The organism is Lactobacillus colini, from assembly GCF_017874575.1.
Classification (GTDB): Bacteria; Bacillota; Bacilli; order Lactobacillales; family Lactobacillaceae; genus Lactobacillus; species Lactobacillus colini.
Genome location: NZ_JAGGLU010000004.1, coordinates 97,974 through 108,993 on the forward strand (window position 1 = coordinate 97,974; position 11,020 = coordinate 108,993).

Annotated in this window: 13 protein-coding genes; 1 reads left to right on the top strand and 12 read right to left on the bottom strand. The window is 35.1% G+C overall.

The window, feature by feature from the left end; all coding sequences use genetic code 11:
- Position 1: 1 nt before the first annotated feature.
- From murD to J2Z60_RS04845, 7 genes are all read right to left on the bottom strand, one after another.
- Positions 2-1,384 carry a UDP-N-acetylmuramoyl-L-alanine--D-glutamate ligase gene (murD, locus tag J2Z60_RS04815; RefSeq protein WP_209686545.1) on the bottom strand — a complete coding sequence of 461 codons (1,383 nt, stop codon included), beginning with the start codon at positions 1,382-1,384 and terminating at the stop codon, positions 2-4.
- 9 nt (positions 1,385-1,393) lie between these two features.
- On the bottom strand, positions 1,394-2,353 hold the full coding sequence (gene mraY / locus J2Z60_RS04820) for a phospho-N-acetylmuramoyl-pentapeptide-transferase (RefSeq protein ID WP_209686546.1): 960 nt from the start codon (positions 2,351-2,353) through the stop codon (positions 1,394-1,396).
- A gap of 21 nt (positions 2,354-2,374) precedes the next feature.
- Positions 2,375-4,534, bottom strand: a complete 2,160-nt coding sequence (locus J2Z60_RS04825; RefSeq protein WP_209686547.1) for a penicillin-binding protein — start codon at positions 4,532-4,534, stop codon at positions 2,375-2,377.
- Positions 4,534-4,902 carry a cell division protein FtsL gene (ftsL, locus tag J2Z60_RS04830; protein ID WP_209686548.1) on the bottom strand — a complete coding sequence of 123 codons (369 nt, stop codon included), beginning with the start codon at positions 4,900-4,902 and terminating at the stop codon, positions 4,534-4,536. The genes J2Z60_RS04825 and ftsL overlap by 1 nt, the downstream gene beginning before the upstream one ends.
- A 22-nt stretch (positions 4,903-4,924) precedes the next feature.
- Positions 4,925-5,872: a 16S rRNA (cytosine(1402)-N(4))-methyltransferase RsmH gene (gene rsmH / locus J2Z60_RS04835; protein WP_209686549.1), complete on the bottom strand. Its 948-nt coding sequence runs from the start codon at positions 5,870-5,872 to the stop codon at positions 4,925-4,927.
- Between the two features lie 2 nt (positions 5,873-5,874).
- Positions 5,875-6,306: a division/cell wall cluster transcriptional repressor MraZ gene (gene mraZ, locus J2Z60_RS04840; protein ID WP_209686550.1), complete on the bottom strand. Its 432-nt coding sequence runs from the start codon at positions 6,304-6,306 to the stop codon at positions 5,875-5,877.
- A gap of 172 nt (positions 6,307-6,478) precedes the next feature.
- Positions 6,479-6,817 carry a DUF3397 family protein gene (locus tag J2Z60_RS04845; RefSeq protein WP_209686551.1) on the bottom strand — a complete coding sequence of 113 codons (339 nt, stop codon included), beginning with the start codon at positions 6,815-6,817 and terminating at the stop codon, positions 6,479-6,481.
- A gap of 110 nt (positions 6,818-6,927) precedes the next feature.
- Here J2Z60_RS04845 and J2Z60_RS04850 point away from each other — a divergent pair, with 110 nt between their 5' ends.
- Positions 6,928-7,047 (top strand): DUF4044 domain-containing protein, encoded by a 120-nt coding sequence (locus J2Z60_RS04850; RefSeq protein WP_209686552.1) that lies wholly within the window; start codon positions 6,928-6,930, stop codon positions 7,045-7,047.
- Positions 7,048-7,113: 66 nt separating this feature from the next.
- Here J2Z60_RS04850 and mreD read toward each other — a convergent pair whose 3' ends face one another.
- From mreD to J2Z60_RS04875, 5 genes are all read right to left on the bottom strand, one after another.
- Positions 7,114-7,650, bottom strand: coding sequence for a rod shape-determining protein MreD (gene mreD / locus J2Z60_RS04855; protein WP_209686553.1), 537 nt, complete (start codon positions 7,648-7,650; stop codon positions 7,114-7,116).
- Positions 7,650-8,501, bottom strand: coding sequence for a rod shape-determining protein MreC (gene mreC, locus J2Z60_RS04860; protein WP_209686554.1), 852 nt, complete (start codon positions 8,499-8,501; stop codon positions 7,650-7,652). The genes mreD and mreC overlap by 1 nt, the downstream gene beginning before the upstream one ends.
- Positions 8,502-8,550: 49 nt before the next feature.
- A complete protein-coding gene (locus J2Z60_RS04865; protein ID WP_342590244.1) occupies positions 8,551-9,552 on the bottom strand; it encodes a rod shape-determining protein in 1,002 nt (333 codons plus the stop codon).
- 126 nt (positions 9,553-9,678) lie between these two features.
- A complete protein-coding gene (locus J2Z60_RS04870) occupies positions 9,679-10,302 on the bottom strand; it encodes a JAB domain-containing protein (RefSeq protein WP_209686555.1) in 624 nt (207 codons plus the stop codon).
- Positions 10,303-10,339: 37 nt separating this feature from the next.
- Positions 10,340-11,020: an HAD family hydrolase gene (locus tag J2Z60_RS04875; RefSeq protein WP_209686556.1), complete on the bottom strand. Its 681-nt coding sequence runs from the start codon at positions 11,018-11,020 to the stop codon at positions 10,340-10,342.

An 11,020-nucleotide genomic window follows, 5' to 3' on the forward strand; every position in this document is an offset into this window, starting at 1 on the left:
TTTATTTTGTCTTTAATTCCTTTACAAATTGTACAAAAAAGTCGCCACGTTGTTCGAAAGTATTAAACTGATCCCAAGACGCACAAGCAGGTGAGAATAATAAAACATCGCCTGGGCTAGTTAACTCATATGCCCTAGGAACAGCCTCTTGCAAGGTATTAACGATAACAATATCCTTAATACCGGCTTTCCTTGCAGCATCAGCTAATAAATATCGCGTTTCACCATATAAAACAATTGACTTAACATGGTCTTTAAACAATGGTACCAAATCATCAAATGTAAAGCCACGATCTAATCCTCCAGCAATCAATACTTCTGGCTGGTTAAATGAGGGAATAGCTACTGAAGCGGCTTCAATATTTGTTGATTTAGAATCATTATAAATTTTACGACTTTCATAAGTCATTACATATTGAAGACGGTGTTTAGCCCCAGCAAAACTAGATAATACAGTTTGAATATCATCGTCGTTAGCTCCCATAATCTTAGCAATGGCAATAGCAACCAAACTATTTTGTTGATTGTGAATACCTGGGATTTTTATATCATCAATTTTCATAATTTTATGATCAGTATGACTTTCCAAATATTGTTTACCAATGAAATAGTCAGCGGCTGTATCAGTTTCAGAAAATGTAATTATCTTTGCCTTAGTCTTTATTTTTTCTTTAGCTAGAATGTCTTTTTGGTCATAGTTAGCAATTAAATAGTCACTTTCATCTTGTGATTGGGTAATTCGTAACTTAGCATTAACATAATTTTCAAAAGTTTTATGGTAGTCAAGGTGAACGTTATTATATATATCTACAATAGCTGCAACCTTTGGTTTAATATCAGTTACACCCAATAATTGAAAACTTGACATTTCAACAACTAACAAATCATCAGCAGTTGCTTTTTCAACTACCTCGGAGATAGGTACTCCAATATTCCCAACTGCATATGCATGATGACCCTTAGAAGCTAGATAATGATCCATAATTTGTTGGGTAAGCATAACCGTTGTCGTCTTACCATTTGAACCAGTTACACATACATATGGCGCTTCACTAACTGCAAGAGCTATCTCTGGTTCAGTGATTACAGGGATATTCATAGTTTGAGCTTTTTGAACCATAGGATTTTCATATGGAATTCCTGGATTCTTTACCAGATAATCAAAATTTTCATTATCAAAAATCTCTACTGGATGATATCCTGAAATAACGCGAATGCCTAATTCTTCTAACTCAGAAGCTTTTTTATCGCTACTTAAATCCTTCTTATCATTTAAGGTTATTCTAGCGCCTAGTTTTAATAAAAGCTTTGCAACTGCGAAGCCACTCTTACCTAATCCTAAAATCAAAATGTTTTTGTTTTCATATGTTTTAATTTGCTTCATTTTACTTAACTAACCCCAGATTACAAGATAAATAATACTTCCAATAAGACCCACAATCCAAAATACAATATCTACTTTCCATTCTGACCAACCTAACATCTCAAAATGATGGTGAATTGGTGTCATCTTAAAGATACGCTTTCCAGTGGTTTGGAAAGATATAACCTGTAAAATTACACTTGCAGTTTCACAAACAAATACAATACCAATTAATAATAACGACCACGGATGGTGTAACAGTATTGACACAGCAGCTAAACCACCACCAAGTGCCAATGAACCAGCATCGCCCATAAAAATTTTAGCTGGTTTATGATTAAAAATTAAGAAGCCAACTAATCCACCAATAACGGCCATAGTAAAGATAACTACAGCCCAGTTATCCTGTCTGTATGCCATATAAGCATAAGTCCCGTAAGCTATGATAGATAATCCTGTTGCCAGACCATCTAAACCATCAGATAAGTTGACTGCATTTGAAAAGCCAACCAACCAAAATAAAATAAATAAGCAGAACAAAACTACACTAGTTACAATGCCAAAGAATGGTACGTAAATACCAGTATTAAAATGATCACTAAATGCAACCAGAATAATGACTGCTGCAATAATAATTTGACCTAGCAACTTTTGCCATGCTCTTAATCCTAAATTACGCTTATAAAATAACTTAAGACCATCATCCAAAAAGCCAATCAAGCCATACCCGAAGAAGGCAATTATTAAAATCCAAATTGACTTATTGAAGTTATGTTGCCAAAAACCTACCCAAATTGCAGAAATAATACTTGCTAAATTAAATACTACTCCTCCCATTGTTGGGGTACCGGATTTCTTTTCATGCCATTTTGGACCTTCATCACGAATTTGCTGTCCTTCATGGTGCATTCTCATAAAACCAATAAACAATGGTAGAACTATTACCGTTAATGCAAAACTACTTACAAACGGTATCAAACTATATTGCATTTTTTGCTCCTTTAACTTTTTTTACTTTAAATTAACTTTTAGTTTACTGCGTGCATTAATTACTTTACCTGCTTTGATACTTTGCTTTGATACGGAACCTCTACCCGAAATAGAAATTGGAATTCCCGAACTTGCGCTAAACGTTTCTACTTCTGTTCGACTCCAACCATTCATATTTGGACATTTAATTGTGCCGCCAGTAAATAGAAAAATTTTAGAATTTAACTCAACTTTAGAATTATAATTCAAAGATTGACGTAAAACTTGGTTTCCGTTACCAATTACTTCAACTGATAGACCGCTACTTTGGGCTTCAGATTTAGCCTTAGAAATTTTTTTACCATTTAATTGAGGGACTGTCACTGACTCAGCTGCAGACTTAATATCATCATCCTCTGCACTAGTAATTACGCGTGACATTAGAGGTTTAAAAATAGAAGCTAACATTGTTTCAGCAGACTTACCCATGTTTCTCGGCTGACGAATAGTAATATAGACACAGTAACGCGGATTCTTAAGTGATGTTATACCTACAACAGAAAAAATATAATTTTTCTGGCCTTTAAGATAGCCACCACCAGGAGCTGCAATTTGTGCAGTACCCGTTTTTACGCCAATACTTTTACCAGGTATTTTATAAGCTGTACCTGTACCATAGTTTTTATTAATAGTATCCTTCATAGAACTAAGAATTACCTTTGCCGTCGATGCTGAAAAAATAGGTTGGCCGACTTTTTTAACTTTATAACTAGAAAGTGTTTTTCCTGTTGGGGAGGTAATCTTATTAACAAGTTGAGGTTTGATCATTTGACCATTATTAGCAACAGAGCTGAATGCTTGCATCATTTGCATTACATTCACATTTACCCCCTGACCAAATGAAGTAACAGCTCCATCTAAGCGACTAGTAATTGACACTAAACCAGGATTTTCACCAGGTAAGGTTATACCTGTTTTTTGACCTACTCTGAATTTCTTTAAATACTTCTTCCAAGTCTTAAGCCCCATCTTTTGTTCTAAATAAGTGAATCCTACATTACTTGATCTTGGAAAAGCCTGACTAAATGGAATTGTTCCCCAACCGACATTATTCCAGTCGTGAATTGTTGCATCCTGAACTCTAACCGCACCTGAACGGTAATATGCATTAGGATTATAGTTACCACTTTGAATAGCTGAAGCATAAGTCAAAATCTTAAAAACAGAACCAGGCTCATAGGCATCTTGAACTAAAATATTACGCCAGTTTGAATTTAATCCCTTCTTGGTCTGGGGATCAAAAGTTGGTCGCTGCGAAGCAGCCATAATTTGACCGGTCTTCAAGTCCTCAACTACTGCAGTCATTGTTTTGGGATCGTATTGTTTTTGAACTTGGTCCATTAAAGACTCTAAATATGTTTGCAATTGCGAATCTATAGTTAAGTAAAGATTATCCCCATCTTTAGCAGGTTTATAAATATGATCGCTATTAGGCATTTGATAATTATCTGCGTCTACAAGTGCTTGCCGATAGCCATCTGTTCCAGATAATTGCTTATTAAAATATTGTTCAATACCCATTGTTCCAACTAAGTTAGTAGAACTAGTATTCTCAGTAGAACTATGCTTAGGGGTTACCAGTCCAACAATATGGGAAGCAAACCTACCATTAGGATAGAGCCTTGAAGGAGTTTCAACGAACTTAATTCCGGGTAACTTCATCTTCTCTATTTCTTGCTTTTCGGAAAGACTTAAGTTAGATCCTCCTGCTCCGAATTCAACTTGATAAACCTTTTGCTTAGGATTTAGATATTTATATATCTTTTCTTCACTAATTGGTAAAACTTTTGCTAGTTCTTTTGCAGTCTTATGTTTATCGACAACATACATTGGCTTATCATGATAATCTATTGAGGTCTTGTCCAAAATTGCATAAATTGTAAAAACATGTGAATCTTCTGCAATAGTTAAACCATTCTTATCATAAATGGTTCCTCTTGTTGCTTTGATTACTTCATTTCTTTGGTAAAGCTCTTTAGCTCTCTTGGAGAGATCTTCACCAGAAACACGATTAGAAATACCAATATATAAAAATCTTCCTACAAACACAAGAAAAACCAAAGCTAAGACTATTTGAAGGATTCTTCCCACTGTAAAGCGATAGCCGTAGGCTTTGGATATACTTTTTTTACTTTTCTTCATTAACGAACATTCCTAAGATTATTTTCAATTGAGCTTAAACCTTGTTGACGAGCAATTTTATTCATTCTCTTAGTAGAGGTCATTTCACCAATTTCTTGGCGTAAATCAGTATTACTTGACTGCTTTGAGCTAATTTTTTGTTCAATATTTGCTAAATCATGTTGAGCACTAGTTTGAGCTACAGTAGCTGAAACTAACAAAAACATCATTCCTAAGCTTAATAAAGCGCCAACTACAATAATAAATTTTTCTAACCTACTAACCGGAACCTTGCCGGCATTAAGAACAATCTTTTGCTGTGGCTGCTCAGTCTGTTGATTTATATTTTGAGTATTATAATTATAATTTCTTGCTGAGCTATCAGCCATTTTTTTCTCCTTAAATACTTACTTATATTTTTTCTGCTACTCTTAATTTTGCACTGTGTGAGCGATTATTGTGCTCAAGTTCAGCCTCAGTTGCCATAATCGGTTTACGACTAACTAAGTGTAAAATCGGCTTACTATCCTCAGGTGCCATTGGCATTCCACGTGGAATCTCCACTTCAGAATATTTTTTAAATAATTTCTTGACGATTTTATCCTCATGAGATTGAAAGGTGATAACACTAATTCGACCACCAGGTTTTAAAATATCTACTGCTTCTTTTAGCGACTCTTTTAAAACATCTAACTCTCGATTCACTGCTACTCTAATAGCCTGAAAGCTCTTCTTAGCAGGATGACCACCGTTACGACGTGCATAAGCAGGAATTGCTTCCTTGATAATATCGACTAGATCAAAAGTTGTTTCAACTGGACTTTTTTGACGATGGTCAATAATTTTTCTAGCAATTTGACGAGAAAACTTTTCATCACCATATTGATACAAAAGGTCACTTATCTCTTTTTGTGACCAAGTATTAACAATCGTATAGGCATCTAATTCTTGGCTTTGATCCATTCTCATATCTAATCGTGCATTAAAACGGTAAGAAAATCCCCTCTCTGGTTGATCAAACTGAGGAGATGACACACCCAAATCATAAAAGATACCATCAATTCTATCTTGAAAACCTAACTTATCTAGGTTCTCCTTTAAATGGCAGAAGTTATCATGAACTAGGATCAATTTTAACTTGCTATCATCTTGCAATTCATTACTAAAATTATCCTGTGCTGTCTTGATTGCATATTCATCTTGATCAAAACCAATCACAGTTCCATAGTTCAGCTTACTTAATAAATATCTTGTATGACCACCGCCACCAAATGTTGCATCAACATATATGCCGCCATCTTTAGGATTTAAATTATCAATAGTTTCGTGTAATAAAACACTTGTATGCTTGAATTCCATAATTAAAAGTCAATGTCGTCCAAGTTCTCTGCGATGTCATCATAGTCCTCACTAGCCTGATCAGAAAACTTCTGCCAGCGTTCAGCACTCCAGATTTCGATTCTATTAGAAACGCCGATAATAATACACTCTTGCTTTAAATCTGCATACTCTTTTAAAGTTGAAGTTAAATTTACGCGTCCTTGCTTATCAAAATTAGTTTCCATCGCACCTGAATAGAAAATGCGCATAAAATTTCGTGCGTTTTTTCTAGTCAGTGGAAGTTGGGCCAACTTAGTTTCTATCTTCTGCCATTCACTAATCGGATAACCGAAGATACAACCTTCCATTCCACGGGTAAATACAATAAGATTACCAATCTGATTTCGAAATTTCGCCGGAATAATTAGTCGGCCTTTGTTATCCAGATTGTGGTGGTATTCACCCATGAACATGGATTAACCCCCTTTCATGAATAATTTACCACAATTCCCCACTTTCTACCATAACGATAGTAAATTATTTTATTAATTGTTAAAAAAACTTATACTAATTTTTTGACAAAAGAAAAAGCCCTGTAAATCTATACTTCACAAGGCTTTCATAAAGTTAGAAAATTTCAAGATTTTAGTCCAAAAGTAACAGAACTATCAAGCCAATATACCAAAAAACTGAGCACATAACTAAATAGTCCCATAAAATTCTAATTGTACTTCCCATTGAAATATTTTTGTTGCGAATAGCGATAAAGACAGCCACAATTACAACCAAGATAAAATATACCCATAATCCATAAGGTAAGAACGTCGGCTCTTTTTTATAATTTGTGATTAGCTGACAAGCCACAATAAAAAAGAATGGTAAGACATCATATCCTTTAAATTGAGCCTTAGGAAATATCCTTCCCAAAGCTCCTGCACTCAGAATACCAATTACAGGTACAAGAAAAATCCACAAAAGTTGCATTATCAATTCCTCCATCTGTTTAATTTTACCTTATTTTTATTTTATATGGAGTCAAAATTGCAAATTGTGTTATCATACGCTAGAATGAATTCAACTAGGAGGCACAATTAATGCGTAAAAAAAAGAAAAAGTCACCCTTTCAAAAATTAACTATCGTTATGGCTTGGCTAATGGCTATTATTACTTTGGCCGGTGTCCTTGTAACGGTTATCCAATTCATGTTTCAATAGTTCTAACTAAAAAATGCCGATAATCAGCGTTTGTATTCGACAACGAAGATTATCAGCATTTTTTTATCAATAAAATCTATTTTCTGGTTTAAGGAAGGGATATTTGTTAATGAGCCAAATCCAAAAACTATATGTTATTAAGAAGATAATTAAACACATCCCCCAACTTGGTAAAATACTCATCAACAAACTAGATATTGGCAAGCTTATTGTTCCAGCTATACTGTAAGCTAAGAATAAATATGCATCCAATAGAAGATATGCTGCTAAACTTACCATTAACCTAGCCCAAAATATCTCTGGTAAAAATCTAGCAACACTCTTAGCTAAGAAATATACCGCTGGGAACGCTACCGTATAAACACCTAAAAAGCCTAAGTAATATAGATCAGCAACAATTCCTATTCCAAAGACTAGCCAGATATTAGAGTCATTGCGATCATCACATAATCCCATTAATACTATGCCGATAATGGTGAACCAGCAACTTGCTCCATAAGTACCTTTAAAAATAATTCCTTGAGCATAAAAGGCAATTACACCATCTAAAACTAAGGCAACCAATAAGGCAATTGCGACATACCACTCACGCAAAATACGCATTAATCGGCCACCTTTCTCTTAATAACAGTAATAATAGATGGACTATTGATGTTACCAGCAGGTTTGATTTCAATTACATCAGATAAGCCGTAACTATCTCTAGTTGTTTTCTTTACTGTACCTACTAGCAAACCTTTAGGGGAGCGACCTCCCATTCCGCTAGTATAGACACGTGTGCCCCTCTTCAACTTGCGACCATCAACCACTTGGGTGAAAGCTAATTCATTTCCGCTTGTAACAGAAATAATTCCGTGCACTTTTTTTCCATCTGCGGCATCTGCTTCAACTGCAAAGCGATTAGCTGACTTATCTGTACTTGTTATCAGTTCTACTTTAGAAGAAGTACGATTAACCTCTACAATCCTACCAATCACTCCTGGTCCTGACATGACTGCCATATTCTTTTTAATACCTGACTGGGCTCCTTGGTTAATTATTAATAAGTCTGACCAGGTATCTGGTGAACGAGAAATTACTGAGCCATTAACAATATTGTAATCAGATAGAGTACTTTTTAGCTTTAATGCTTGCTTTAGCTGCGTATTTTCATCCTCAAGCGCACTATTACGTGCCTTAGTTTGAGCAAGATTATCAATCTGCTTTCTTAAATGATCATTTTCATTTTGGGTATCAATTAAATCCTGTACACTATCTATACTACCAGTAAACAAGCTAACAGGCCATTTAACTACTCGAGCCACAATTGCGATTGTATCGTTACCTAATTTTTGAACAAAAGTCGGTGCTGAACGGCGATTTCTTAAATTTACAGAAATTGTCAACATACTCAAAATTACTATAACTACAATAAAAGTGGCTAATATTTTTTTGTTTTTAAAAAAGTTCTTCATCTAGATACAATTCCTAAAAAAGAAAAGCCGGCATCAAGCCGGCTTATCATTAACGTCTTTTACGCATAACTTCAATATTCTTGAGAGACTCACCGGTACCAATTGCAACACAATCAAGTGGATCTTGGGCTATAAATACAGGAACCTTAGTTGCATCAGAAATGATAGCAGGAAGATTCTTAAGTAATGCTCCACCACCAGTCAAGACAATACCATGATCAATAACGTCAGCTGCAATTTCTGGGGATGTTTCTTCAAGAGTCTCTTTGATAGCCACAATAATGCTTTGTACAGATTCTTGAATAGCCTTAGCAACATCAACTGCTTCAATATCAATTGACTTAGGCAAGCCAGTTACTAAATCACGACCACGAATACTCATTGATTCAATTTCTTTAGCCTTCTCTACAGAGGCAGAAGCTACTTGAATCTTGATTGCTTCTGCAGTTCTCTCACCAATTAATAAGTTGAAGTTTTGATGAATATAATTAGCAATCGCACTACTAAACTTATCACCAGCAATTCTTGTCGAGCGAGATGAAACAATGCCACCTAATGAAATAGTAGCAACATCAGTAGTACCACCACCAATATCAACAACCATTGATCCAGTTGGGTCCATAACAGGAAGCCCAGCACCAATAGCTGCAGCAAATGGCTCTTCGATAACGTAAGCTTCTCTAGCTCCCGCCACTCTAGCCGCATCAATTACAGCTCGCTTCTCAACTTCAGTAACGCCTGATGGCACACAAATCATAACTGCGGGCTTTGAGTTGCCGACAGTTTTTTCCATGAAATATTTAAGCATGGCGGCAGTGGTATCGTAATCAGCAATAACTCCGTCCTTCATTGGTCTGATAGCTCTAATAGAACCTGGAGTTCTACCAATCATTTCTTTAGCTTCAGAACCAACTGCAATAATTTCACCGGTTTGGGTATTTTTAGCCACAACTGAAGGCTCACGCAAAACAATACCCTTACCTTCAATATAAACAAGTGTGTTGGCAGTTCCCAAATCAATACCTATGTTTTTAGATCCTAATCCAAACACGCCAAATCTCTCCTTAATAATTGTTATTCTTTTTATTTAGCCTAAATCGTATCTCTTTATTTAGTCCATGCTATTATAGCATACAAAATTAAAAGTTTGACTTAAGAAAAGACAATTAATAAAGCCTTAAAGAAGTTCCGCCTCTCTAAAACTAAAATAATCAGTATCAGAAACCACGAAATGATCCAAAAACTCTATTCCCATCATCTTACTTGCCTGCTTGACTTTATTAGTAAAGTCAATATCTTGCTTAGATGGGTTATCATCACCACTAGGATGATTATGCGCCAAGACAAAGGAACAACAATTATATATTACTGCCCTGCGAAAAATATCACGCGGATGAATAATTGAGCGATTCAATGTTCCTTCACAAATCATTTTTTCTGCAATTACTTTATTTTTGGAATCAAGAAATAGTGCATATACTTTTTCTTGTTCACTACCACAGAACTTATCTTGCAGATAATAACCCAATTGGGCACTTGAAGTGAACGCTTCGATCCTCTCATTATGGAGTCTCTTAATGCGATGAACTAGCGACTTTACACACAGTGCTAATTCTTCATCACAATCAGGACCTGTCACAAAATCCCATAAATCATTAAGTGATCTGATATTTTTAGCTGTTGCCTTTTCTAAAAGCCTATCGATACTATCGATCTCTCTTTGCTCCATCACCTCTTTTAATTTGGCAATTAATTGCTTGTCAGTGTGAAGTAAATAATGGTTGTCTTCGTATAAATTCATTGTTTGAATTCTCCTTTCACCATTATTTACGCTAAAACTAGCTAATTATTTTTAAAAATTCAAAAAAATTTTTTAATATCATAGTTGCATTCTTCTTATCCAACTCTGTCGCTGGCTTTAGGTCAGGAATCATAACACATTTTAAACCTGCAGACTTTGCCGCAGCAACGCCAGTGGAAGAATCTTCAAATACCAAGATATTATTTTTTGGAATTGATATTTTTTCTTGTGCTAGCAAGTAAATATCAGGGGCAGGCTTAGCTTTAACATGCTGTCTTTTGACATCATCATAACTTAAGTGGAACTCAAAGTAACTCCTAGTTTTAGTCACTTGTAAATTATGTTCAATAACCCGCTCATAATTACTAGATGCAATTGCTAGTTTCACATTAGCTTGCTTAAACTTATTTAAAGCATCTTGAACACCGGGACGCAACTTTAGTTTACCTTCATCAGTCCATTTTTCAACCAAGTCATCAGTACGCTTAATGAAGTCGTCACGTTGGCTTTTACTTTTAAAATATTGATGATAGAACTTTTCCATTGCGCTAACGCTAGCTCCTACCAATTTTAAATAAGAATCTTCAGGAATAGCTAACCCATCTTCTTTAGCAGCTTGAATATTAGCCTGCCAATATAAATATTCAGAATTTACTAATAAGCCATCCATGTCAAAAATGATACCTTCTATATCATCTTTAATTCCCTGTACTTTCAT

Excerpts from the sequence above, each read along its gene's own strand:
- mraY (WP_209686546.1), bottom strand. The coding sequence starts at position 2,353 with ATGCAATATAGTTTGATACCGTTTGTAAGTAGTTTTGCATTAACGGTA.
- J2Z60_RS04825 (WP_209686547.1), bottom strand. The coding sequence starts at position 4,534 with ATGAAGAAAAGTAAAAAAAGTATATCCAAAGCCTACGGCTATCGCTTT.
- ftsL (WP_209686548.1), bottom strand. The coding sequence starts at position 4,902 with ATGGCTGATAGCTCAGCAAGAAATTATAATTATAATACTCAAAATATA.
- J2Z60_RS04875 (WP_209686556.1), bottom strand. The coding sequence starts at position 11,020 with ATGAAAGTACAGGGAATTAAAGATGATATAGAAGGTATCATTTTTGAC.
- mraZ (WP_209686550.1), bottom strand. The coding sequence starts at position 6,306 with ATGTTCATGGGTGAATACCACCACAATCTGGATAACAAAGGCCGACTA.
- mreC (WP_209686554.1), bottom strand. The coding sequence starts at position 8,501 with ATGAAGAACTTTTTTAAAAACAAAAAAATATTAGCCACTTTTATTGTA.
- rsmH (WP_209686549.1), bottom strand. The coding sequence starts at position 5,872 with ATGGAATTCAAGCATACAAGTGTTTTATTACACGAAACTATTGATAAT.
- mreD (WP_209686553.1), bottom strand. The coding sequence starts at position 7,650 with ATGCGTATTTTGCGTGAGTGGTATGTCGCAATTGCCTTATTGGTTGCC.
- J2Z60_RS04845 (WP_209686551.1), bottom strand. The coding sequence starts at position 6,817 with ATGCAACTTTTGTGGATTTTTCTTGTACCTGTAATTGGTATTCTGAGT.
- murD (WP_209686545.1), bottom strand. The coding sequence starts at position 1,384 with ATGAAGCAAATTAAAACATATGAAAACAAAAACATTTTGATTTTAGGA.
- J2Z60_RS04870 (WP_209686555.1), bottom strand. The coding sequence starts at position 10,302 with ATGAATTTATACGAAGACAACCATTATTTACTTCACACTGACAAGCAA.
- J2Z60_RS04850 (WP_209686552.1), top strand. The coding sequence starts at position 6,928 with ATGCGTAAAAAAAAGAAAAAGTCACCCTTTCAAAAATTAACTATCGTT.